General features: G+C 41.2%; 19 protein-coding genes, 1 tRNA gene and 5 pseudogenes. 12 read left to right on the top strand and 13 right to left on the bottom strand.

The window, feature by feature from the left end; all coding sequences use genetic code 11:
- Positions 1 to 32 precede the first annotated feature (32 nt).
- The 6 genes and pseudogenes from L0B17_RS15755 (at position 33) to L0B17_RS15730 (ending at position 7,985) form a co-directional block, all read left to right on the top strand.
- The gene (locus L0B17_RS15755; RefSeq protein ID WP_235086101.1) at positions 33 to 1,319 is read left to right on the top strand and encodes an NAD(P)/FAD-dependent oxidoreductase; all 1,287 of its coding nucleotides are present in this window, start codon (positions 33 to 35) and stop codon (positions 1,317 to 1,319) included.
- 30 nt (positions 1,320 to 1,349) lie between these two features.
- Positions 1,350 to 2,797 (top strand): annotated as a pseudogene (gabD, locus tag L0B17_RS15750) (NADP-dependent succinate-semialdehyde dehydrogenase).
- A gap of 11 nt (positions 2,798 to 2,808) precedes the next feature.
- Positions 2,809 to 4,086 (top strand): 4-aminobutyrate--2-oxoglutarate transaminase, encoded by a 1,278-nt coding sequence (gene gabT / locus L0B17_RS15745; protein WP_235086099.1) that lies wholly within the window; start codon positions 2,809 to 2,811, stop codon positions 4,084 to 4,086.
- A gap of 188 nt (positions 4,087 to 4,274) precedes the next feature.
- A complete protein-coding gene (locus L0B17_RS15740; protein WP_235086098.1) occupies positions 4,275 to 6,392 on the top strand; it encodes a methyl-accepting chemotaxis protein in 2,118 nt (705 codons plus the stop codon).
- 82 nt (positions 6,393 to 6,474) lie between these two features.
- Entirely contained in the window at positions 6,475 to 7,137 is a 663-nt protein-coding gene (locus L0B17_RS15735; protein ID WP_235086096.1) for an RluA family pseudouridine synthase, read from the top strand.
- Positions 7,138 to 7,262: 125 nt separating this feature from the next.
- Positions 7,263 to 7,985, top strand: coding sequence for a DUF599 domain-containing protein (locus L0B17_RS15730; RefSeq protein WP_235086094.1), 723 nt, complete (start codon positions 7,263 to 7,265; stop codon positions 7,983 to 7,985).
- A 205-nt stretch (positions 7,986 to 8,190) separates the two neighbouring features.
- Here the strand turns inward: L0B17_RS15730 and L0B17_RS15725 are convergent, their stop codons facing one another.
- Positions 8,191 to 8,808 (bottom strand): hypothetical protein, encoded by a 618-nt coding sequence (locus tag L0B17_RS15725; protein WP_235086092.1) that lies wholly within the window; start codon positions 8,806 to 8,808, stop codon positions 8,191 to 8,193.
- Entirely contained in the window at positions 8,801 to 9,052 is a 252-nt protein-coding gene (locus L0B17_RS15720; RefSeq protein WP_235086091.1) for a PH domain-containing protein, read from the bottom strand. Before L0B17_RS15720 ends, L0B17_RS15725 begins: the two co-directional genes overlap by 8 nt.
- 222 nt (positions 9,053 to 9,274) lie before the next feature.
- Between L0B17_RS15720 and L0B17_RS15715 the strand changes: the two genes are divergently transcribed.
- Positions 9,275 to 10,362, top strand: a protein-coding gene (locus tag L0B17_RS15715; protein WP_188923338.1) for an IS3 family transposase whose coding sequence is annotated in 2 segments (ribosomal slippage) — positions 9,275 to 9,536 and positions 9,536 to 10,362 — 1,089 coding nt in all. Because the reading frame shifts where the segments join, the coding sequence is not laid out codon by codon here.
- Between the two features lie 163 nt (positions 10,363 to 10,525).
- Here L0B17_RS15715 and L0B17_RS15710 read toward each other — a convergent pair.
- The 10 genes and pseudogenes from L0B17_RS15710 to rpsU all read right to left on the bottom strand — a co-directional run bounded on the left by L0B17_RS15710 (position 10,526) and on the right by rpsU (position 19,608).
- A complete protein-coding gene (locus L0B17_RS15710; RefSeq protein ID WP_235086089.1) occupies positions 10,526 to 11,104 on the bottom strand; it encodes a YagK/YfjJ domain-containing protein in 579 nt (192 codons plus the stop codon).
- Positions 11,105 to 11,395: 291 nt separating this feature from the next.
- Positions 11,396 to 11,830, bottom strand: coding sequence for a hypothetical protein (locus tag L0B17_RS15705; protein WP_235086088.1), 435 nt, complete (start codon positions 11,828 to 11,830; stop codon positions 11,396 to 11,398).
- Positions 11,827 to 12,090, bottom strand: a complete 264-nt coding sequence (locus L0B17_RS15700) for a helix-turn-helix transcriptional regulator (protein ID WP_235086086.1) — start codon at positions 12,088 to 12,090, stop codon at positions 11,827 to 11,829. Before L0B17_RS15700 ends, L0B17_RS15705 begins: the two co-directional genes overlap by 4 nt.
- Positions 12,091 to 12,217: 127 nt before the next feature.
- The gene (locus tag L0B17_RS15695) at positions 12,218 to 13,375 is read right to left on the bottom strand and encodes a hypothetical protein (RefSeq protein ID WP_235086085.1); all 1,158 of its coding nucleotides are present in this window, start codon (positions 13,373 to 13,375) and stop codon (positions 12,218 to 12,220) included.
- 88 nt (positions 13,376 to 13,463) lie between these two features.
- Positions 13,464 to 14,702: an integrase domain-containing protein gene (locus L0B17_RS15690; RefSeq protein ID WP_235086083.1), complete on the bottom strand. Its 1,239-nt coding sequence runs from the start codon at positions 14,700 to 14,702 to the stop codon at positions 13,464 to 13,466.
- 175 nt (positions 14,703 to 14,877) lie between these two features.
- Positions 14,878 to 14,954 (bottom strand) — tRNA-Ile (locus L0B17_RS15685).
- A 184-nt stretch (positions 14,955 to 15,138) separates the two neighbouring features.
- On the bottom strand, positions 15,139 to 16,977 hold the full coding sequence (rpoD, locus tag L0B17_RS15680; protein ID WP_235086082.1) for an RNA polymerase sigma factor RpoD: 1,839 nt from the start codon (positions 16,975 to 16,977) through the stop codon (positions 15,139 to 15,141).
- A gap of 147 nt (positions 16,978 to 17,124) precedes the next feature.
- Positions 17,125 to 18,851 (bottom strand): annotated as a pseudogene (gene dnaG, locus L0B17_RS15675) (DNA primase).
- 90 nt (positions 18,852 to 18,941) lie between these two features.
- Positions 18,942 to 19,385: a GatB/YqeY domain-containing protein gene (locus tag L0B17_RS15670; RefSeq protein ID WP_235086080.1), complete on the bottom strand. Its 444-nt coding sequence runs from the start codon at positions 19,383 to 19,385 to the stop codon at positions 18,942 to 18,944.
- Positions 19,386 to 19,392: 7 nt separating this feature from the next.
- Positions 19,393 to 19,608, bottom strand: a complete 216-nt coding sequence (rpsU, locus tag L0B17_RS15665; protein ID WP_006080725.1) for a 30S ribosomal protein S21 — start codon at positions 19,606 to 19,608, stop codon at positions 19,393 to 19,395.
- 310 nt (positions 19,609 to 19,918) lie between these two features.
- On the opposite strand from rpsU, the pseudogene tsaD reads away from it, so the two are divergent.
- Positions 19,919 to 20,931, top strand: a pseudogene (gene tsaD, locus L0B17_RS15660) (tRNA (adenosine(37)-N6)-threonylcarbamoyltransferase complex transferase subunit TsaD).
- 67 nt (positions 20,932 to 20,998) lie between these two features.
- Here tsaD and plsY read toward each other — a convergent pair.
- The gene (gene plsY / locus L0B17_RS15655; RefSeq protein ID WP_443019958.1) at positions 20,999 to 21,583 is read right to left on the bottom strand and encodes a glycerol-3-phosphate 1-O-acyltransferase PlsY; all 585 of its coding nucleotides are present in this window, start codon (positions 21,581 to 21,583) and stop codon (positions 20,999 to 21,001) included.
- Between the two features lie 269 nt (positions 21,584 to 21,852).
- Between plsY and folB the strand changes: the two are divergent.
- The 4 genes and pseudogenes from folB to L0B17_RS15635 all read left to right on the top strand — a co-directional run bounded on the left by folB (position 21,853) and on the right by L0B17_RS15635 (position 24,641).
- Positions 21,853 to 22,205, top strand: a pseudogene (gene folB, locus L0B17_RS15650) (dihydroneopterin aldolase).
- Positions 22,206 to 22,257: 52 nt separating this feature from the next.
- On the top strand, positions 22,258 to 22,770 hold the full coding sequence (gene folK / locus L0B17_RS15645) for a 2-amino-4-hydroxy-6-hydroxymethyldihydropteridine diphosphokinase (RefSeq protein ID WP_235086077.1): 513 nt from the start codon (positions 22,258 to 22,260) through the stop codon (positions 22,768 to 22,770).
- Positions 22,771 to 22,905: 135 nt separating this feature from the next.
- Positions 22,906 to 23,705: pseudogene (locus tag L0B17_RS15640) on the top strand (undecaprenyl-diphosphate phosphatase).
- 93 nt (positions 23,706 to 23,798) lie between these two features.
- On the top strand, positions 23,799 to 24,641 hold the full coding sequence (locus tag L0B17_RS15635) for a putative RNA methyltransferase (RefSeq protein WP_235086075.1): 843 nt from the start codon (positions 23,799 to 23,801) through the stop codon (positions 24,639 to 24,641).
- Positions 24,642 to 24,832: the final 191 nt, after the last annotated feature.

Genomic DNA, 24,832 nt, shown 5'->3' with positions numbered 1-24,832 from the left:
TGTATTTTGCAATATACATATAAGGAAGTGCTATGTCTGCTACACCTCATACTAGTTCATATTATGCCGCATCGGCCAACGATAAAGTTGAGCGTCCGCGTCTAGAATCTGTTATAGAAACAGATGTTTGTATTGTTGGCGCAGGTTATACAGGCTTGTCAGCAGGGCTTCATCTTTTAGAAAGTGGCATGAGGGTTGTTATCCTTGAGGCTGCTAGAATTGGTTGGGGAGCATCTGGTCGAAATGGCGGTCAAATTGTTAACTCATTTAGCCGTGATATAGACAGTATTGAAAAAGTAGTAGGTAAAGAGCAAGGTAAGCTTTTTGGTGAGATGGCATTTGAAGGCGGACGCATTATTCGTGAACGCATTGCCAAATATAATATTGATTGTGATTTAAAAAATGGTGGCGTTTTTGCGGCCATGAATAAAAAGCAAATGGGCCATTTACGTTCACAAAAAGACTTGTGGGAAGCCCATGGACATAACCAACAACTTGAAATGTTAGATCAAGATGCTATTCGTAAAGTGGTAGACACTGACCTATATGTTGGCGGTTTATTAGATAAAAGCGGCGGCCACATTCATCCACTTAATTTAGCATTAGGTGAAGCCCGTGCTGTTGAGTCTTTAGGTGGATTAATTTTTGAAGATTCAGCTGTCATTAACATTGATGATGGTGCATCACCGGTTGTGCATACTGCGCAAGGCCAGGTTAAGTGTAAGTTTGTGGTCGTTGCTGGTAATGCCTACTTAGGTAAATTACTGCCTGAATTACACGCCAAGTCAATGCCATGTGGTACGCAAGTGGTCACCACAGAGCCATTATCTGATGAGATAGCTGCCAGTATTTTACCGCAAGATTATTGTGTTGAAGACTGTAATTATTTGCTCGACTATTACCGTTTAAGCGGTGATAAGCGCCTGATTTTTGGTGGTGGAGTGGTTTATGGCGCTCGTGATCCTGCCAATGTTAAAGCACTTATAGAACCTAAGTTATTGAAAACATTCCCGCAACTTAAAGGCATTAAAATTGATTATGCCTGGACAGGTAATTTCTTAATGACCTTGTCGCGCTTGCCACAAGTTGGTCGGATTGGTCATAATATATACTATTCTCAAGGGTGTAGTGGTCATGGTGTGACCTACACACACTTGGCCGGTAAGTTAATTGCAGAAATGTTAAATGGTCAGGCAACTCGTTTTGATGCGTTTGCTGCGCTACCCCATTACCCGTTCCCTGGTGGACACGCCCTAAGAGTGCCATTCAGTGCTATCGGTGCTTGGTATTACACTATGCGTGATAAGTTCGGCGTATAAGTATTGGCTATTTAGATTAAGGAAAACACCATGGTATTGAATGACCCAAGTTTATTACAACAGCAATGCTACATTGATGGCCAATGGTTAAGTGCTAACAGTGGCGAAACGCTCGCTATTATCAATCCTGCGACACAATCTGTAGTAGGCCATGTGCCAGTTATGGGGGCAATGGAAACCCAAGTTGCTATTGATGCTGCCCATAAAGCATTGCCAGCATGGCGCGCATTAACAGCCAAAGATCGCAGCAGTAAGCTTCGTCGTTGGTTTGAGTTATTACTTGAACATGCTGACGATTTGGCATTGTTGATGACCACCGAACAGGGAAAACCTTTAGCTGAAGCAAAAGGTGAAGTGACGTATGCAGCGTCATTTATTGAATGGTTTGCCGAGGAAGGTAAGCGAATTTACGGCGATACGATTCCTGGTCATCAAGCCGATAAAAGACTAACCGTTATTAAGCAACCGGTAGGCGTAACGGCGGCTATTACGCCGTGGAATTTCCCTGCGGCTATGATTACCCGTAAAGCCGCCCCTGCATTAGCGGCGGGCTGCACTATGGTGGTTAAACCAGCACAGCAAACCCCTTTTACTGCGCTAGCATTAGCTGAGCTTAGCCGCCGAGCAGGTATTCCTGCGGGAGTATTTAGTGTGGTTACAGGGGATGCAGTTGCCATTGGTAACACCCTATGTGATAGCCCTATTGTGCGAAAACTGTCTTTTACCGGCTCAACAGGCGTTGGTATTAAGTTAATGGCGCAATGCGCCCCTACGTTGAAAAAATTATCGTTAGAGTTAGGTGGCAATGCGCCTTTTATTGTGTTCGATGATGCAGATTTAGATGCGGCAGTTGAAGGTGCAATGATTGCTAAATATCGCAACGCAGGCCAAACCTGCGTGTGTGCTAATCGCATCTATGTACAAGCCGGAGTGTATGACACTTTTACCCAAAAGCTTGCCGATGCAGTGGCCAAATTAACAGTGGGTCATGGCACCGAGCAAGGCGTCACTATTGGGCCATTAATTAATGCCGATGCAGTGGCAAAAGTGCAAAGTCACTTAGATGATGCGTTAGCAAAAGGTGCTAGTGTGGTTGCTGGGGAAAACCCCATGCGTTAGGCGGTTTCTTTTTTGAGCCAACCATAGTACGTGATGTTAATAAAACCATGTTAGTGGCTCGCGAAGAAACCTTTGGCCCATTAGCACCCATATTCAAATTCGACACAGTTGATGATGTCATTCAACAAGCCAATGATACTGAGTTTGGCTTAGCTGCATATTTTTACGGCCGTGATATTTCGTTGGTTTATAAAGTGGCTGAAGCATTAGAATATGGCATGGTAGGTGTTAATACCGGGCTTATTTCGACAGAAGTTGCACCCTTTGGAGGCATAAAATCTTCAGGTCTGGGCCGTGAAGGGTCTAAATTTGGCATCGAGGAATACCTCGAAATGAAATACATCTGTATGTCTGTTTAAGGGTCTCGGCAATGAACAAAACAAATGAACAATTAATGGCTCGTCGCCAAGCGGCTGTAGCACAAGGTGTGAGTCAAATACATCCGCTTTTTATTGAGCGCGCCGAAAATGCCACTGTGTGGGATGTTGAAGGCCGTGAATATATTGATTTTGCAGGTGGTATCGCTGTGCTCAATACCGGCCACTTACACCCAAAAGTAAAGGCCGCAGTTCAAGCGCAATTAGATGATTTCTCCCACACCTGTTTTATGGTATTAGCGTATGAAAGCTATGTAGAAGTATGTGAAAAATTAAACCAATTAGTGCCAGGTGACTTTGCTAAGAAAACAGCCTTGTTTACCAGTGGTTCTGAAGCGGTCGAAAATGCGGTTAAAGTTGCCCGTGCTCATACAAAGCGTGCCGGCGTTATCGCGTTTACCTCAGGCTATCATGGTCGTACTATTGCAGCATTGGCATTAACCGGTAAAGTAGCACCTTACAGTAAAGGTATGGGGCTTATGTCGGCTAATGTATTTAGAGCCGAGTTCCCCTGTGAGTTACATGGTGTGTCAGAAGACGCGGCAATGGCTTCAATTGAGCGTATTTTTAAAAATGATGCGGAGCCAAGTGATATTGCTGCGATTATTTTAGAACCCGTACAAGGCGAGGGCGGCTTTTATGCTGCAACGCCAAGCTTTATGAAACGCTTACGTCAATTGTGTGATACCCACGGTATAATGCTTATCGCTGATGAAGTACAAACCGGTGCAGGCCGTACAGGAACCTTTTTTGCGATGGAGCAAATGGGGGTGTCCGCCGACATTACCTCTTTTGCTAAGTCGATAGCCGGTGGTTTTCCATTGTCAGGTATTACCGGCCGCGCGGAAGTCATGGATGCTATTACTGCTGGTGGCTTAGGCGGTACCTATGGTGGCAGCCCATTGGCTTGTGCTGCAGCGTTGGCGGTTATTGAAGTATTTGAACAAGAAAAACTACTTGAACGAGCTAATGATCTTGGCGCACGTATTAAAGCTTCGATAACCACGATGCAAAGCAAGTACAGCCAAATTGCCGAAGTGCGTGGTTTAGGTGCAATGATTGCCATTGAGTTAATGGAAAATGGCCAACCGGCACCACAGTACTGTCCAAAAGTATTAATTGAAGCGCGTAACCGTGGATTGATTTTACTTTCTTGTGGCACTTATGGAAACGTATTACGAGTACTTGTTCCTTTAACTGCACCAGATGCACAAGTTGATGCAGGTTTGGCGATTATGGATGATGTTTTTGATGTTGTTTTTAATCGCTAAATAGCACGATATTCATCATAATCTATAGCAAAAGTAAGCCCTATTGAGAAATAGGGCTTTTTTGTTAGTGTTTATAGTTCTTTTTACTGTAACTTCATCCTATTGTAAGAATGTTGACTAAACTTAAACACGTATGTGAAATTGTTAGCGTACCTATTAAAGATATAATAAGAAAGTGGAGTAACAATATGAAGGCATTGCCTGTTAAAACGAAATTACTTTGGATCACATCAGGATTGTTTTTACTTATCGTACTGACTTTATCTTTGAGTTTATGGTGGGGATTAACCGATAAAAATAAAATTTTAGCGACAGAGATGGACGTAACACTACAACAAGAAATAAGCCAAAAGTTGTCAGCTAGAGCGGCAGAATATGGTCAACAAATTGCTGGGTTTATCAATGAAGCCTATCGTATCCCTTATTCATTTGCCGGTATGGTTGAGTATACGTCTGATAAGGAGCCGCTTGCTCGTTCAAAGTTGGCTGACCTACTGATAGCTAATTTACGCAAAAATGTTCAAATATCCTCTATGTATGCTCAATTTGAATCCAATGGTTATGATGGACGAGATAGTGAGTATTTAAACGGTTTTAATCATAGTATACAAGGCAATGGTGGGTTAGAGCTTTATTACACTCGCAATGATGATGGCACTGTAGAGCATCAACAAGTTGAGGACCCAGCTGAAAAGTATGTCGCCACCTTAAATGAGTTTGGGATCAGAGAAGCAGAATGGTATCTGTGTGTTAAAGACACTAAAAAGCCTTGCTTGATGGAACCTTATCCCTATGAAATATCTCCTGGTAATAATGCGCTAATGACTTCGCTGACCGTCCCTGTTGTGGTTAATAATCAATTTAAAGGTGTGGTAGGGGTTGATGTTAATTTACCTATTTTTCAAAAGCTGATTGAGCAATTATCTCAAAGCCTTTATCAGGGCACTGCCAAAGTCACCTTATTAAGTGAGAAAGGGCTGGTAGTTGCGGCCAGCCACTATGATAAGTTAGCTAGACCGCTGGCAGAATCTATTTCTGCAAGTAAGGCATCTGAATTGTTAACATTGCATAAAAGCAATCAAATCTATCATGACGAGCAAACCATAGCTGTCGCATTCCCCATTCTCATTCCACTTGCCAATGCGACTTGGTCACTGGTGATTGAGGTACCAAAAGAACAAGCGTTTGCAGCTATCACTAAAATGGATGATGCCATGGATGAAATGGCCACTTCGCTAGGGAGTTTATTGTTAATTTTAGGCGTTATTGTGTCAGTAGTCGCAATAGGTGTTATTAGCATCGTCATCCGCAGCATTATCTCACCGCTAAATATGATCCAAAAAAGGGTTGAGAACTTAGGCAGTGCAGAAGGGGATTTAACCCAATCTATTCATGTGGATTCACATGCTGAATTGATCGCTTTAGCCAAAGGCTTCAACCTATTTATCACTAAACTGCGAGACTTGATTATTGGTCTTAAAGGTTTGGCAGATCGTTCACAATCTGAAAGTCAAAAGTCAGCCCATATTGCCCAGCTAACCCGTCAAAGTGTCAATCGTCAATATGCAGAAATTGACAGTGTTGTTACTGCTGTTAATCAAATGAGTGCCGCAGCCTTAGAAGTGGCTAAAGCATCGGAGCAAACTGCCCATGAAACGGAGTCGATGACCAAAAATGTTAAAGAAGGCGAACAACGTTTAACTCAAGCCATGGGCTACGTAAATGATATGTCTGTTGAGTCAGCGCAAGCACAGAAAGCGGTTGAATTAGTGTCTCAAAGCAGTGGTAACATTAGTGGCATTTTAGAAGTGATTAGCTCTATTGCAGATCAAACTAATCTATTGGCATTAAACGCCGCTATTGAAGCGGCAAGGGCGGGTGAGCAAGGGCGAGGTTTCGCCGTTGTCGCTGATGAAGTTAGAGCATTAGCATCTAAAACCCAAAATTCTACAAATCAAATCACTAAGTTAATTGATGCGCTGCAATCGGAAGTCAAAAACGCATCAAGAATTATTGATAAAGGTGCTAAGGGAGCTCAGTTGGCCGTAGAGCAAACTGAAATGGCATTATCATCGCTGAATGCCATAGTGGTACAAATTAATGAAGTGTCATCACAGGTGACCCATATTGCCACCGCAGCAGAAGAACAGAGCATGGTTACTGAAGAGGTAAGCCGTAATATTACTGGCATATCAGATTCAGCAGCAGAATTGTCACAACTTGCGGATGAGGCACAACAAAGTAGTCATTCGCTAGCTGAGTTAGTGCAACAACAACATAGTGAATTAGGCAAGTTAAGAACCTAATACATTATAGTATTGCAGTTAAAAGGTGGCTCAATGGCCACCTTTTGTTTATGCTCAGCCTTTATTTTTAACAGGTAGTTTAATGACAGAATTTATCGCCCCGCCTTGCCTTGAGCGTATCGATATATTATTTCAAGATGAACATTTACTATTAATTAATAAGCCTTCAGGTTTATTAAGTTTATCAGGTAAAAATCCGCTTAATATCGATTCGGTTCATTATCGATTAGTACAAGACTATCCAGGTTGTACCTTAGTGCATCGGTTAGATTTTGGTACCTCAGGTATTATGCTGGTGGCATTAAACAAACAGATCAATGGACTGTTAACTAAGCAGTTTCAAACTGGTTTAGTGGATAAAACCTATACGGCAATATTATTGGGTGAAATGCCAAGCTCCCAAGGAGATATTAAGCTACCTATTGCCAAAGATGATTTTCCATTAATGAAAATTTGCAGTGCAACGGGTAAAGCGGCTCATAGTCATTATCAAGTTCTTGGCGTTGAATACTTGGTAAGCGGTCAGCGAGTGACCAAAGTGGCTTTTACGCCAATAACAGGTCGAACCCATCAGCTGCGCATACACAGTCAGCAAATAGGCCATCCAATTCTCGGCTGTGATCTTTATTATCTTGGCCAATCAGCGGTGTTGGCTAGCCGTTTAATGCTACATGCAACCACGCTTTCCTTTATTCACCCGATCAATAGTGAACGGATTAATGCTCAATGTGCTTGTCCTTTTTAAGCCTTATGTTTGTTTGTCATTAAATAGTTATTCAAGCCGAAATAAAACTAATGCATAATAAATATTCTGATTAAAAGTGTTGCGGTTATTGCCTCAATTCGGGCTTAGCTATATAGGGAAAGTATATGATCGGTTCGCCTCTGGATTATTTAGCATTATTTACTTTTTTGATTAGCTGGATTGGTTACACACGCTTTTCAAAACATAAAGCTAAAACCGCCAATTGCATCGCCAGAGTGATGCATCAGCAGCGTATTCGTTGGATGACGCAAGTCATTACCAAGGAGGTTAGGGTAGCGGAGGCTGCGTTATTGGCTAACCTTGAGCGCAATATTGCTTTTTTTGCTTCGACGACATTACTTATTCTTGCCGGTGTACTAACGTTATTTTCACAAGTTGAAAAGCTTGAGATTGTGATTGGATCAATTCCTTTCTCGGTTTCTCCCAATCATGCGTTAGTGCAAGTTAAGCTTGCCTTACTTGCGGGTATTTTCGTATTAGCGTTTTTTCAATTTACCTGGTCGATGCGCCAATATGGTTTTGTTAACGTAATGATTGGTGCTGCACCCTTGGATAAAACCGGCACAGACATTAATTTGCGAGGTTATGCGAGGCAAATGGCGGTGGTACAAGACCAAGCCGCTCATTCGTATAATCACGGTTTACGATCTTACTATTTCGCTATGGCTGCTTTGTGTTGGTTTCTACACCCATCCGCGTTAATTTTCGCTAGTTTATTTGTGGTGTTTACCCTTTACCAACGCGAATTTAATTCTCGCGCGGTACAAGCTATTACCCTTGCTCAAGCGCATTTAGAAAAAGACCCTGCATACATAATGAATGAATAAAATGTCGCCAGCGTAAATTTTAGACACAAAAAAGCCCATTTTGAAATGGGCTTTTTTGTTGTAAATTGGTCCCTCCCAGACTCAAATAGCCCTTTCAAATCTATGTGGGATGGGGTTCTATGTTTTGTGTAAATGCTATTGGTACATCTGTTGGTACATAAATGTAATGTGACCTATAAAGCGAGTAATTAATGAACCAAATTATTTATAAAATATTTGGCATAAATTGATCACCAAACATCGTTTTGAATTGTGGGATAGCCAAACCCCAGTAGCGACTCTCTAGTTCAGTGATCTTCTCTCGTTTTAATAAAAAGGTTTTCCATCGCATCCATTTAGGCTTGGGCCAATATGTTACTTGTTCAAACATGTTGTTAATTTCTGGCCAATCGTAACCCCATAGCTCTATTCTGAGTTTTCTTATACGCCTCATCAGCCTTTCTTTGGGGCGTTCACTTTGGCAAGCGTAGTTTAACCCAATACACGATCGGCAAGCATAGGCGTATTTGATGGCATATAGATGGTGACGCTGTTGTTGGCAATAGGGGCAAGTGAGGTAAAGTTTGTTGCTTGCGCTGCTGTTATCGAGCTTTAAGGCTATCTGATGTGGCTTATCATTGATGGTGAAAGTCATTATGCGAATGCCGTCATCTGATTCAGTTAACTGTAGTCGTTTATGTTCAGTGCTGAGGCTATTAGAATCTATCGTATAAGGGCCAAGAGTCGAAACCAGTAAGCTTTTAAAGCTATAGGCATACAAACGTTGGTATTCAGCTGTGTAAGCCCGTTGGCGTTGCCTTCCGTAGTGATGGCCTTTAGGCATTACCACCCCTTAATAGATCAATTTTACCCTCTAAGCTTGCTTTTACTTGGTCGCAGTTAGTGATAAATGGTAGATGTACCCAAGAACCATAGGCGTATAAATATATTGAACTATAGCCAAATATTCTACCGCCAAGGGTGGATATGACCTCTATGTTTTCGACGGTTTTTAAGTTAAGTTTATCTAGTCGGTGCGTTAACACGCCTGTCCTAGCCTCTACTTCTGTATCTGAAATGTTTACCATTACAAACCATGGACTAATGATCGTGTGGGCGCTCTTTAAAATATAGAGTGATGGTAACATTAATAAGCTAAATAGCGTTTCTGATGAAAAGTCAGCATTAAGCAGCCACTGTCCTAATTTATTAAAAATCAGGTAGGTAAAATATACTCCGGTAATCCCCCCTAAAAAAAGCTGATTTCAAAAGTAGAATTTTCTCGTACTATATACGCAGGGAGATTCTGCATGAAAACATCAAAATTTAGCGACAGCCAAATCTTGGCTATCCTCAAGCAAGCCGAAGCTGGCACCCCAGTTCCAGGGCTGTGCCGTGAGCACGGCATGAGCTCGGCTACCTTCTACAAGTGGCGGGCCAAATTTGGCGGCATGGACGCCTCTATGATGGCGCGATTGAAAGAGTTAGAGGCTGAAAATTCACGACTCAAAAAAATGTATGCCGAAGAGCGTCTAAAAGCCGAAATACTCAAAGAGGCCATCGAAAAAAAGTGGTAAAGCCGTCGCGGCGGCGGGAGCTGGCGCAAAAGGCGGTGCATGATAAAGCCATTCCAATCGCATTTGCCTGTGCCTTGTTTGGACTCAGTGAGAGCTGTTATCGCTATCAGGCAAAACTCAGCGGTGAAAACGCTGTGATTGCTGATTGGTTACAGCGACTAACATCGACCCATAGAAGTTGGGGATTTGGGCTGTGTTATTACTTTTTACGTAACGTGAAACGCTACCGATGGAACCATAAGCGAGTGTATAGAATTTACCGTGAATTGGAGCTAAACCTACGGATTAAGCCGAAGAAACGCTTGAAGCGTGATAAACCGGACGCATTGGCGGTGCCTGAGGCAATCAATGAATGTTGGTCTATGGACTTTATGCATGACCAACTTGAAGATGGTCGCAGCATTAGGTTATTGAACGTGATTGATGATTACAACCGTGAAGGCTTGGCGATAGAGGTCGACTTCTCCTTACCAGCAGAGCGTGTGGTCAGAACCTTGGAGCAAATCATCGAATGGCGTGGAAAACCGAAACAAATACGCAGTGATAACGGTCCAGAGTACATCAGTGCGGTGCTGGCTGCATGGGCTGAAAAACACGATGTAGAACTGAAATTTATTCAGCCTGGCAATCCACAGCAGAATGCTTATGTAGAACGCTATAATCGGACTGTGCGATACGAATGGCTGAGCCAATATCTTTGGAATAGTATTGCCGAGGTACAGGAACATGCGACACAATGGCTATGGTTTTATAACAATGAAAGACCCAATACAGCAATTGGTGGTGTCCCACCAAAGCAAAAACTGGCACTAGTGGCCTAAATATCTACTTTTGATCTCAGTTAAAAATGGAGAGATTACCCTCCCACCAGCTTTAAGATAATTTCTATGAGTGCCTCAGCACTACGCCATATTTTGCTCGTTGAATACGCTTCCATTAGATTCCTTTCTTGTGCGAAATTTTGGGCTTAACACATTGCGTACATTATACCTTTTGTGCTTTTTTTATCCTACTGGTGCTGTAGTTTTTGGTTTGAGATGGTTTACAGCCTTTACCTCGTGCTTTAGCTAAATAGGATATGCGCCAAATGGCTTTTTGACGTGATTCGTAATTGTCTCTGTGTAGATTGTAATAGCAGTTTTTAGGTGTGTATTCAGAACCACCTAAATCCTTCCAAATCTCTCTTATTTTTTCCAGCACCTTGATTGGATGTCTCACTTTATGACCATCTATCATTAACACGCAGTGGTAGTGTTGCTGTGTTGCTTTCTCCATTTCACGGCACCAGATATAACCTATACGGTCACTTTTTACTTGGTATTGACGTATTAACCAACGATGAAGTCTACGGTTGAATATGGTTATTATTTTGTTGTCATGGGTGTATTGGCTCATTCGTAAATCGAAGCGAAGTAAGTGAACCTTACTGTGGTGACTGATCATGGCATTTACTTGGTTAATCATGGCTTTAATCGCGTTAACGACTAAACCGCTTGCTTTAGCATTTACCCACCATGTTATGCCATCTAAAGTTATCGTTAAGTTGTTGGTTATATAGGACATATAATAGATAAAACGAAGTGATCAATAACTTGATATTATCAATTACCTAGATATTTGATCATCTTCACTTACAGCAATACCATTGTTATATAAACGCTTATATCGTTTTAAATCTTCAATATGAAGGGTGGAAAACCAATAATTAGCGATTATTAACGAACAAGTTAATAGTTCTGGGTATTACAGTGAGAGTAGTCACTAACTACACTTCTAGTTTATACTCCATTTATTGCTGGTGGTGCGGTTCGCCAACTACAACCACCAGCAGGTTCAAATTAAAGCCTGCTTAGATTAGCTATGAGTGGGCTTTTTGCTTTCTATTCGCAGCTGATACTCCCTGTCAGCCTCTCCCTTTTCTTTAGTGGCCTGCTGTAGTCGCTTAACTGCGTTCTTACTACCATAGTAAGAGCGATCCTTATATCGCTTTCTTGCGATTGTTCTGGCGTCTTTGTCTTGCTCCCAGTCGCAGCTAAAATGTCGCTTATCAATCCAATACAGCGATTGTTTGCGGCCATTAAATACGCCTTTCTCGTTACGAATTAACCAGTGCTGATAATACTCACCCGTTAACTGTTGTAGGTAGGATCGGAAGCCTCCACCTAGTTTTTCGCAAAGTACATCGCGTGGTGTTTTACCATTTTCAGCTAGTATATGGAGTAACCTATAGGCTGGGCTAGTAGCTTCTGGTAGTGCGCCATCAGGTGCGGTAAATAATAACTTATTCATAGTTTCCACCCCTTATGTTCACTACGCTGCTGAACTAGAGTGATAACCAGCGATTTGATCTGCTCAGGCGTTTGCTCGGCTATCATTGCGTTAATAACGGCTTCACATTCAGACTTCACAAATCCGACAGCTCTAGCCCCTAAACTGATAGGTGGTGGGAATAGGCCATCTTTAATGCGGTTGTACAGAGTGGATTTTGATAAGCCTGTTTCATTAATGACATCAGGCTTTCTGATGATTCTTGGTTGGTATTGGTTCATTGATAATTATCCTTATCCGTTAGTGGATGGTGCGGGATAATTATTTCCTATGTACCCTAGGGTTAGTCAAAGGGGTTACCCTAGGGCTTATCGGGGGGTTATGTGGTTAATCCATCATTTTTTAGTGTTACGACTTTATTATTTTAGCGATAACCTCTTTTACTTTTTCACTAAGGCCCTTTGAATTTGTTCCTAAATCGACATGCCCGATTTCTCTTACTATGCTCTGTTCACTTAACCATAATTTGATGTTTTTATTGAGAGGTTTAGCTGTATTATTACGAACGAGAGTTTCGTAAGCATCAATAGCAATTTGTAACTCTGGAGGATATGTTTGTGAGTCTAGTTGCTCGTTAAGCACTTTCAGTTGTTTCTTTAACTGTTCAATTTCTTTGTCATTTTTTGCCTTAAGTGGAAGTGCTAGTTGAGGTGCTGGTCTTAAAATTTCTTGTTTTAACTTAATATTTTCTTCTTTTAGTGCTTCTATTGATTCATCGAAATCTTTTGGAACATAGGTTAAGCCTGTATCAATACCTTCATAATTACACCATCTAATAAATTCAAGTTTCGAGATGATTGTAAGATTGTAATCTAATAAAGCTCTTTGTTTTAAGTAAGTTCCGTTATCGTACGGTTTAGAGTAATTATCTTCTTCGTAAGAATGGTAAAAACACCAAAGCTCTACAGTGTGTAATTTAAATCCATCTATGTTAGTGCCTTTTATACAGTCACTTAGCATTTCTAAATAAAGTGTTTCTTCAATCTGGCAGCCATAAACGTTGCCTGCTATCTGGCTTGCTTCTTTGAGAGTGAAATTACTTTTCAAATTTAAAATATTAACGTCATACACAAACTCTTTTTTTAATAGTTCTTCTTTGCTTTTGGGTTGAGGTATTCCAATGTTTTTAGACAAATCGCAAAGCTGCTGGTACGAATAAAATATCTCATCAACTTCTTTTGGTTTTTTTAATTTATAGGAGTTACCAATTAATTCAGAGTTTTTAGAAAATTCAGCCCCTTTAACCGCTATAACCACTTCATAAGCAGCCATATCAGGCTCCATGTAAGCATATCCGCTCTCATATTCTTCCACTGTAAAATCCGGAATATTCATTTCAGTTTGTTCTAAAATGAAATAATCGTCGACATACAAAAAGCAACCGTCTTTCTGGATTAAACCTTTAAAATATATGTATTTATCAAGCATATCTTCAATATCAGAAAAAGGTAGTTCAATTGCTCTAGCTAGCTTCTTCTTTGAAAAATAATTGTTCAGTTTGTCCATTACGCCCTCGCGCACCTACTTGAATTCACAAAGCCAAAAGTTGGTAGGTTATCAACTTCTTTCGGGAGCTACCCTAGGCTAAGTGAAACTAGATAACGGCTTTCAAGCCTTTTGTTTTTGACATGTAAAACGTAGTTTCAGCTTGCTCAATATGTTCAGACCACCAGCACATTAATATCCGTCTGCGCTCTAAATATTCAGCGCGGTTATAAGCTCGTCTCACTTCATTTTTATCTACATGTGCGAGCGATGCTTCAATTACATCAGGGTCAAACCCTTGTTCATTTAACGTTGTGCTTGCTAACGCGCGTAAGCCATGTGAAACGAGCTCACCAGCAAAGCCCATACGCTTAAGTGCTACGTTTACACTCTGACTATTGGCATGCTTTAACGGATCTCGATGATTAGTAAACAGGTAACCAGTTCCATCTGACATAGATTTGATTGTAGTAAGTAGTTCTAATGTCTGTTTAGTTAGTGGAATCGTATGGGGTTTTTTCATTTTCATACGTTCAGCCGGAATAACCCAAACATTATTATCAATATCAATATCATCCCAATGTGCGGTTGCCGCTTCAATCGGTCTTGTCATTGTATGAAGCTGCCATAAAGCTAGACATTGGGTTATACGGGTAATTCTAGCTTCTCTGATTGCTCGCATTAGTTCTGGTAAACGTTCAGGCTTAATTGTCAGCATATTGGTAGATTTAGCTGCGGGAAATAACTTAGTTACATCGGATAGGTAGTTTACTTCTATAATACCTTCGGCTACGGCAAGTCGCATTACTTCATTGATATGGCGGCATAACCGATTAACTGTTTCAAGATTACCTTTATTGGCTATAGGCGTTAGTAAAGTAATAATGGTTTTAGGTTTAATCGTGCTGATTGGCACATTACTTAGTTTTGGTAGGACGTGCTTTGTTAATCCTCGCCATGCGTGATTAGCTGTTTCTTCCTTCACCTTGGTTAATTTTAGCTGATACCATTTGTTTGCCATTACCCCAAATGTATTTTCTATGGCTTCTTTTTTCAGTTGATTTTGTTCATCGCGGTGATCTTTAGGATCAATATTATCTGCTAGTAATTTACGGACATCGTCTCTAAGTGATCTTGCTTTAGAGAGAGAAACATCAGGGTACTTACCTAAACCAAGGTTGGTACGTTTCTTTGTATACGGTTGTGAATATTTCAATATCCATAACTTTGAGCCATTAGGCCGCACTCTAAGTTGTAAACCGTTGCCATCAGCGAGGGTGTACTCTTTATCTTTGGCTTTAGCCTGTTTTACTTGTGTATCGCTTAAGGGGGTTATGATTTTTGCCATAATGTACCAATAAAATGATTGCCTAAAGCTGTTGGTACAATCGATGGTACATCAAACTTTGAGTTTTACAAATCGTCTTTAAGTCTTGTTGGTCGTGATAATTGAAGATTAACTAGGGCATTACTGAATTTCAGGCACAAAAAAAGACGCTAAAAAGCGTCTTGATTCGTTAAATTGGTGGCCCCTCCCAGACTCGAACTGGGGACCTGACGATTATGAGTCGTATGCTCTAACCAACTGAGCTAAGGGGCCGACTTAAGATAGTCGTCACTACCGAAAGCGGGGGGAATTATACGAAGTTTATTCTTGCTTGTCACCCGTGATTTGCATTGAATTATAATATCTTGTTCTAATTGGTTATCTGTTAATCAATATGTCTGATTTTACAGATAAAAAAACCTGCCGAAGCAGGTTTTTTATAAATCATGTCTAATAATTACTCATCTAAGAATGATTTTAAGATTTCTGAGCGAGAAGGGTGACGTAGTTTACGCAACGCTTTTGCTTCAATTTGACGAATACGCTCACGTGTTACGTCAAACTGCTTACCCACTTCTTCTAACGTGTGGTCGGTATTCATATCAATACCAAAACGCATACGCAGTACTTTCGCTTCACGAGCTGTTAAGCCTGCTAGTACTTCGTGTGTGGCGTTTTTCAGACTTTCGCTAGTTGCTGAGTCTAATGGTAGCTCGAGGGTGGTATCCTCGATAAAATCACCTAAATGCGAATCTTCATCGTCACCGATTGGGGTTTCCATTGAGATTGGTTCTTTGGCGATCTTCAGTACCTTACGGATCTTATCTTCAGGCATCATCATACGTTCTGCCAATTCTTCTGGAGACGGCTCGCGGCCCATTTCTTGAAGCATTTGACGTGAAATACGGTTTAGCTTGTTGATCGTTTCGATCATGTGTACTGGAATACGAATAGTACGTGCTTGGTCAGCTATTGAGCGAGTGATAGCTTGACGGATCCACCAAGTAGCATAAGTTGAGAACTTATAGCCACGACGGTATTCGAATTTATCCACCGCTTTCATCAAACCAATGTTACCTTCTTGGATTAAGTCCAAGAATTGTAAGCCACGGTTGGTATACTTTTTAGCAATAGAGATAACCAGACGTAAGTTGGCTTCAACCATTTCTTTTTTCGCACGACGCGCTTTCGCTTCACCGATTGACATACGACGGTTGATATCTTTAATACCAGCAATGGTTAAGTCTGTTTCTTTTTCAATTACGTCAAGTTTGTGAACACAACGATTAACGTCATCTTCTACCATACGTAAACCTTCGGCGTATGGCTTGCTGCTACTGACTTCTTTGATAAACCAATCAAGATTAGTTTCTTTACCTGTAAAGGCTTTTACAAAGTTCTTTTTCGGCATCTTAGCTTGTTCAACAACAAGTTTAAGAATTAGACGTTCTTGAATACGTACGCGATCCATCATAGTGCGCATGCTTTTCACTAAGCGATCAAATTGCTTAGGTACTAGGCGGAATTCTTTAAATAACTCACCGATAACAAATAGCGAACCAATAGCTTCAGGGTGATCACGCCCTTTTTCAGCAATAATAGCTAAGCTTTTTTCATAAGCTTCGCGTAATTGAGTGAACTTTTCTTTGGCTTCTTCAGGATCAGGACCTTTTGGACCTTCTTCTTCATCTTCATCTTCGTCGTCGCTGTCGTCATCATCATCGTCATCATCGTCGCTATCAGGGACTTCTGAACCAATGTTAGTGGCGGTTGGGGCGACATCGTCATCGTCAGGGTTTACAAATCCAGAGATAATATCAGACAAGCGAATTTCGTCAGCTTCATACTGGTCAAATTGCTCTAAGATCATTGCAATGGCTTGTGGGTATTCACTCACAGAGCATTGAACGGTATTAATACCTTCTTCAATACGCTTTGCAATTACAATTTCGCCTTCGCGAGTTAAAAGCTCAACCGTACCCATTTCACGCATGTACATGCGCACAGGATCTGTTGTACGGCCTAATTCACTTTCAACTGTGGCTAAAGCGGCAGCAGCTTCTTCTGCTGCATCTTCGTCTGTGTTGTCTTCCGACATCATCATGTCATCGGCGTCCGGTGCTTCTTCAAACACTCGAATACCCATGTCATTTATCATCTGGATAATATCTTCAATCTGATCGGAATCGACCATGTCTGCAGGTAAGTGGTCGTTCACTTCTGCATAGGTTAAGTAACCTTGCTCTTTACCTTTAGCGAGCAACAGTTTAAGTTGCGACTGCGGAGTGTGATCCATAGATATCATCCAAGTTTGGGGAACTGAAATAACGACGGGACACTGAGCCTAGCTTAGTGTCGCGCAAATCGTCAATTATAGCTGCGTGGACTCATCTTAGCTAGTCCATGGTGTTGTTTTAACCGCTAAAGTTTGCTTACTTCAGGGTTACTTCTCAACACCTTTCATTATTGAAATCAGCTTACTTAGCTGTACTTTCTCAGCTTTTGTTAAAGTTTGTTTTAGACTAAGTTCCTGATAACGTTGTTCTATATATTGGTTAGTCAACCATATCAGGGTCTGTTTAAACTCGGTCAGCACATTTTCATCCGCCACTTGATGATCCCATTGGGCTAACTTAATTAGAGTGCTCTTATACTGATGCTCTCTATATATTTCAAGTAGTTGTGCGCTATTAAATTGCTGAGTTCGAGTTATTTCAAGCAAATGGTTAAGCAATTCAATGCCAGCCATTTGAATTTTTTTAATGCAGGTTGTGGCGCAAGTCCAAAACCTAAACTGGGCTTTTGTACTAACAGTGCTATGGCTAACCTCAATGGTGTGCCACGGCCTTGCAACCCTTTTGCATTAAGCGGCTGCGGTTTTTTAACCGCAAAGCCTAATTTTTTCTTTAAATCATCGCTGCTATTCATGCCCAGTTTATGGGACAAGCTTTCTAGCAATAAATTTTGTAATACACTGTCTTGCACTTTTTCAATTAAGGCTAGGGCCTGTTTAGCCAAAGCGCCTTTATCTGTGCCGTGTGCATGACTTAATGTTTCAAATAGAAAGTCAGGTAACTGCATGGCTTGTAGCATCAAAGCTTCAAACGCGTCTTTACCTATTTTTCTCACCATGGTGTCAGGGTCTTCACCTTGTGGTAAAAACATAAATCTGACCAGATCACCTGGTTTTAATAATGGCAGCGCGGTTTCTAATGCACGCCACGCTGCAGCTTTGCCTGCTTTGTCACCGTCATAACAGCAAATAACTTCTTTGGCACTACGAACTAAAAGCTGAAATTGTTCAGCTGTGGTTGAGGTGCCAAGTGAAGCGACAGCATAATCAACATCAAATTGTGCCAAGGCCACTACGTCCATGTAACCTTCAACAATTAATATTTGTTGCGGATCGCGGTGGCGTTGCTTTAATTCGTATAAGCCGTAAAGTTCATTACCCTTATGAAATATGGGCGTTTCTGGAGAATTCAAGTATTTAGGGGTACCTTCACCTAAAACTCTTCCACCAAAGCCGATGACTCGGCCACGTCTATCGCGGATGGGGAACATTAATCTGTCGCGAAAACGGTCATATCGTTTACCGCTGTCGTTTTCTATCAACATGCCAGCAGTAAGTAGTTTATCCAGTGATGTTTGATTTTGACGGTAGCGGCCTAATAATCCGTCCCAGCCGTCAGGGGCAAAGCCAATGCCAAAGTGTTTAATAACATCTTCAGAAAGCCCTCTAAAATCAAGGTAGTCTAATACTTTTTGTTTGTCTTGGTGTTGTCTCAGTTGGCTTTGGTAGAATAAGCTCGCTTCTTCCATTAACTGATATAAATCTCGACTGAGTCCATGGTCTTGGCGTTTTGCATTGCCATTATCTTGCGGGACATCTAGCCCAAGTTGACCAGCTAATTCTTCAATAGCATCAACAAATTCTAAACGGTCATATTCCATTATAAAATCAATTGCATTGCCATGAGCACCGCAGCCGAAACAATGGTAAAACTGTTTATCTCTGCTGACAGTAAAAGACGGTGATTTCTCACTATGAAAAGGACAACAAGCTGAATGGTTTTTACCAGCTTTTTTCAATGGTACTTTTCGATCGATCAGATCGACAATATCTGTCCGAGCAATAAGTTCATTGATAAAATCACGGGGGATCGCCATTGATTGTTATATATTCTCGAAGTCACTTTATCAATTGATGTAAACAAACAAGCCGTGCAGGTGCACGGCTTATTCAACATTAACGCCTGATTACTTCAATTTTGCGCGGATTAAAGCACCGATGGCACTCATATCTGCACGGCCTTGAACTTCAGATTTTAATGCTCCCATTACTTTGCCCATATCCGCCATGTTAGTAGCACCTACTTTTACGATAGTTGCGTCGATAATCGTCGCAATTTCCGTTTCAGTTAATGGTGTCGGTAAGAAAGTTTCAATTACTTGAATTTCATCCGCTTCTACTTGTGCAAGCTCAGGGCGATTCGCTGCTTCATATTGAGACATTGAATCACGACGTTGCTTGACCATTTTGGTTAAGATAGCTATCACTTGTTCATCATTCAAGGTTTCGCGGGTATCCACTTCAACTTGTTTGATGGCAGCGAGTGCCATACGAATAGTACCTAAGCGCACCTTTTCTTTGGCACGCATAGCATCTTTCATCTGCTCTTTTAGCTGATCAATTAGGCTCATAATGAGATTAATATAAACGTACGCGACGTGCGTTTTCGCGAGAAAGCTTTTTAGCTAGACGTTTAACTGCAGCAGCTTTTGCACGCTTACGAGCAGTAGTTGGCTTCTCGTAGAATTCACGAGCACGCACATCCGCTAAGATACCAGCTTTTTCACAAGAGCGCTTGAAACGACGTAGAGCTACGTCGAATGGTTCGTTTTCACGTACTTTAATAATTGGCATACGCCATCACCCCTTAGGTGTAGTTGAGTTGGATATTAAATGTTTTAGTTGTTTAACTTAAACTTTTAAATAGCCAAAGGCTAATTAAAATGGTGCGGAATTTTACACCGAGGCAAGGGTCTTTGTAAACCCCTTGTTCTGATTGTCTGCACTTCATCGGGTCTAATCACAATAACTAGTTGTTTTTGTGATCAGATCGGCGATCAAAAATGATCTTTGAGTGTCCAGCTGAAGACGATACAGATTTTATCTGGAGAAAAATCGCATCAAGCGCTAGAATTAGCCGCCTTATTTATTGGAACGAGACATTATGCGCATAATTGGTATTGAAACATCATGTGATGAGACTGGCATCGCGATTTATGATGATCAGCAAGGTTTACTTTCTCACGTATTGTATAGCCAAGTAAAGCTACATGCGGACTATGGCGGTGTTGTACCTGAATTAGCGTCTCGTGACCATGTGCGTAAAATTGTTCCGCTAATTAAACAAGCTTTAGCAGAAGCTAACTCGTCAATTGATGATATTGATGGCGTTGCTTTCACCAAGGGGCCGGTTTAATTGGCGCTTTGTTGGTAGGTGCTTGTGTTGGGCGATCGCTAGCTTATGCCTGGGACAAACCTGCGGTAGGGGTGCATCATATGGAAGGGCATTTACTTGCGCCTATGCTGGAGGATGATGCCCCTGAGTTTCCGTTTGTAGCCTTGTTGGTGTCGGGGGGACATTCAATGCTAGTGCAGGTTGAAGGTATTGGCCAATACCAAGTATTAGGTGAGTCTGTTGATGATGCCGCCGGTGAAGCGTTTGATAAAACGGCAAAATTATTAGGCTTAGATTATCCTGGTGGGCCACGGTTAGCTAAATTAGCCGCGAAAGGTCTTGATGTGGGTTATCGTTTCCCGCGTCCAATGACCGATCGCCCTGGTCTTGATTTCAGTTTTTCTGGTCTTAAAACCTTTGCGGCTAATACGATTGCCGCTGAGCCAAAAGATGAACAAACACATGCTAATATCGCTAGAGCGTTTGAAGAGGCGGTAGTTGATACGCTGGCTATTAAATGTAAGCGTGCATTAAAACTGACGGGTTATAAACGGTTAGTCATAGCAGGTGGTGTAAGCGCCAATACGCGCTTAAGAGACTCATTGGCTAAGATGATGCGGGATATGGGGGGCAAGGTGTATTATCCTCGTGGCGAGTTCTGTACTGACAATGGTGCCATGATTGCCTACGCCGGTATGCAGCGCTTAAAAGCGGGACAAGTGGAAGACTTAGCGGTTAAAGGGGTACCACGTTGGCCGTTAGATACCTTACCTGCGGTATAGTCTATCGATAACCCTGTACCGTTTAAATTGTTTACAATATTAGAAAAGCTTAGCGTGTTTAAAACCGCTAAGCTTTTTTATTGCTTCTTTTACGGGTGAGCTTACTTTCTTCACCAATACGTAACCGCTCAATATTATCTTTATGCCGAATTAATATCAGTGTTGATAACATTGCCACAGGGAGCACAAAACGCTCGTCTAATAACCAAGTGTAAACCGGTGCCAGTAAAGCGGCAGCCATTGCCGATACCGATGAATAACGGGTAATAATGACCAATACAATCCATGTGGCAACTAAACACAGAGCAAGATCATGACCAATAGGGGCCATAGCACCAAATGCGGTGGCAACACCTTTGCCCCCTTTAAATTGAAAAAAGACAGGATAGATATGACCTAAGCATGCCGCTACGGCAATAAAACCTAAAGAGGCAGCATCTAATCCCATTAAATAACTTAAATAAGATGGGATTGCACCTTTAAGCATATCGAAAAATAACACTAATATTGCCGAACTTGCGCCACCAATGCGTAACACATTGGTGGCCCCTGGGTTGCCAGAACCTTGTTCTCTTGGATCAGGTAAACCTCTCATTTTACAAACCAGTATCGCACTCGAGATAGAACCTGCTAAATAAGCGATTATTATCATCAAAATGGTCAAAGCTATGGTGTTCAAATTGGTTTCCTTACTCGTCTTAGGGTATTATCGCGCATAATTTTTTAATGCGCTATTGCAAATCATTTTGCAAAAATCAAAAACGCTTCCGTGGTATGAATTAAATTCGTTACCTTTGTTTTTGTATTGGCTTATCCTACTGCTTTAAGCGTGCGGGCAAAAGACCAGATGGTGAGAATATCACTGTTTATTTGGAATTAATTTTGAACAAGGTCTCTCAAGGCTATTTTATGGAGCTTCAGATGGATAAAGTACTTATTCGGCAGTTAAAAATTGACACTGTGATAGGGATTTATGAATGGGAAAAAAGATCCATCAAACCCTATTGATTGATTTAGATATGGCTTGGGATAATCGCTTAGCTGCGGCCAGTGACAATTACCAACAGGCCTTATGTTATGAAACCGTTTCAAATCGTTTAACCGCGCTGATTATTGAAAAACCTATTGAGCTGATTGAAACCGTTGCAGAGATGATTGCCCAGTGTTTACTCAGTGAGTTTAACGTACCTTGGGTTAAGGTTGTGGTGATGAAGCCTGGCGCAGTGCCACATGCTGATTCAGTCGGTGTTGTGATTGAACGTGGCCACATTTAATCTTCACCTCATGATGAATCACTTTTTAACCTAGCGTGGACGAGTAAACTTAATGGCAAAGATTTATATCAGTTTAGGAACGAATATTGAACCTGAACAACACCTTAAGGCTGGCCTGTTAGATTTACAACAGCATTTTGGCCAATTATCTTTATCACGAGTGTATGAAAGCGAGTCGGTAGGGTTTAAAGGGACTAACTTTTTAAATATGGTTGCCAGTGCTGAGACTGAAATGTCTATTGCTGAGGTTGTGGCTGTTTTTAAGATGATTGAGCAAACCAATGGCCGTATTCGAAGTGAGAAAAAATTTAGCCCGCGGAGTTTAGACATTGATTTGTTACTTTATGACGACAAGATAACGGCTGAGCCCGTTGAGTTGCCCCGTGGTGAAATTTTATTCAATGCTTTTGTGCTTTGGCCGCTGGCTGAATTAGCGCCTAATGTTTTACATCCTACAGTAGGCCTGTCTTATGAAACACTTTGGCAGCAATATAATAAACAGCAGCAACAGCTCTGGCCGGTCGATTTTGTTTTTCCAGACCAATTACGTTATACAAGCGCTTGAGCGTGACTCTTAGTTCAAGTGATGACTGTTTAATACTGTAATTATTTCAGCACCTGTATGTTTAAGATTCTGTAATTTTTAAGTAGATGTAAATATTAGTAAAATACCAAAGATGTTATCTATACAAGGACAAATATGGAATCGTTACAAGTTATATTTTTAGCGTTAATTCAAGGGTTAACTGAATTTTTGCCTATATCAAGTTCGGGACATTTAATTCTGCCGGCTCAATTGTTGGGGTGGGAAGATCAAGGGCTCTCTTTTGATGTGGCAGTTAATACCGGTTCGCTCTTTGCCGTTATTATTTACTTTCGTGTTGAAATTGTGTCGCTGACAAAGGCGTGGACTAAAAGTTTAGTGACAAAAACTCAAACCCAGGAAAGTAAATTATCCTGGTGGATTGTGTTAGCTACAATACCTGCGGTGATAGTGGGTTTTTTAGCAAAAGATTTTATCGAAACACATTTGCGTAATACATTTGTTATTGCGATAACGACTATCTTTTTTGGCCTGTTGTTATGGGTTGCGGATCGCATGTCAAAGGCACAATTGAATGAATTTCAAATGGGTTGGAAAAAAGCGTTGTTAATTGGTATTGCACAAGCGATGGCATTAATACCGGCACATCTCGCTCAGGTGCCACTATGACAGCGGCGCTAATGTTAGGCTTGACGCGTGAAGCCGCGGCGCGTTTTTCATTTTTAATGTCGATACCGGTTAGCTGTGGCGCAGCTATTTTAGTCATTAAAGATCTTACCCAAAGCCCGTTACCAATTGATTATCAAGCCCTAAGTTTAGGCTTGGTGGTATCCTTTTTTGCTGCTTATGTGTGTATTCACTACTTTTTAAAATTTATTAGTCAAATTGGTATGACTCCCTTTGTGATTTACCGACTCATATTAGGTAGCATACTGCTTGGTTTATTGTACTTATAGTAGATTGTGCTAATGAATAATGCACTAAACGGGTAGATTTACCCGTTTTTTATTGCTAGTTTTTATCTTCCCCATTAAAAGTTTATTTAAAATATGATGACCTTACCTTTAGTTTGCCCGACTTGCGCTCTACCATTGCATCAACACGAAGCTTCTAAAGGCTTTTATTGCGAAGCTAAGCATCATTTTGACCGCCTTGAGCAGGGCTACTATCCATTAGTAAAAGTGAAAGCGAAAACTCCTCAATCTTCTATTTCACGCCAACAAATGCGTGCGCGCCAATTTTTATTACAAAGCGGGGTTTTTCAACCTTTAGTGGATACGTTGCAACAACAGATGTTGGCGTTAACGGCAACCGCTGAACATGAGATCAATTGGCTGGATTACCAATGCGGTGATGGGTTTTATTTAACTCAAATACATCAATATTTAATGTCTGAGGGCATCACCCAGCCGATGGCGGTTTGGGGCGTGTCAGATGCGGAGAATGCGTTGTTTGCTGCGTCTAAAGCTAACACTCCAGCAAGTTTAATTTTTTGTTCTACCAAGGTGCTACCATTTACCAATCACAGTATGGATGTGGTGACCTTATTTGATGCGCCGATCAAAGGTCAAGAATGCCTTAGAGTCTTAAAAGAAGCGGGTCGAATTGTGTTAGTTCAACCAAGCAACCAACATTTATGGCAAATTAAACAACATGTTTATCCTGATTTAGTCGAAAAGCCATCACAACTTAATATTCCTAAACGTTTGAGTATTGAGTCGCAGCAACAAGTTTCTTTTGAAATTGATGTTACAGGTGAGCAGGCGGTTAATTTATTAGATAGCTCTTTGTTTGCTTGGCGCGCTAATGATGAAATTCGTCACCAAATTAAGTCATCACCAATCAGTGGCTTAAAGTGTGAGTTTGAAGTGATAGTGCTGAAAAAAAGCTAGGGTGTTAATCATGTTTACCGGCTGGCGGTAACGGAATTTTTATAATATTCAGCTATTGATAGAAGTAAATACTGTTCTGCCAGTTGCGGGTTAAATAAGGGCTGGTTGGTAAATGATGGCTCGTCGTTAATGGCGAGTGTATTGTGAATGAGGTGAGTGGAGTCGTGTCTGAGTGGTCGCAACAGATAGAA

Source organism: Shewanella sp. OMA3-2 (assembly GCF_021513195.1).
Taxonomy (GTDB): Bacteria; Pseudomonadota; Gammaproteobacteria; order Enterobacterales; family Shewanellaceae; genus Shewanella.
The sequence above is the reverse complement of the archived record's forward strand: the minus strand, read 5'-3'. Positions and strand labels throughout refer to the sequence as shown.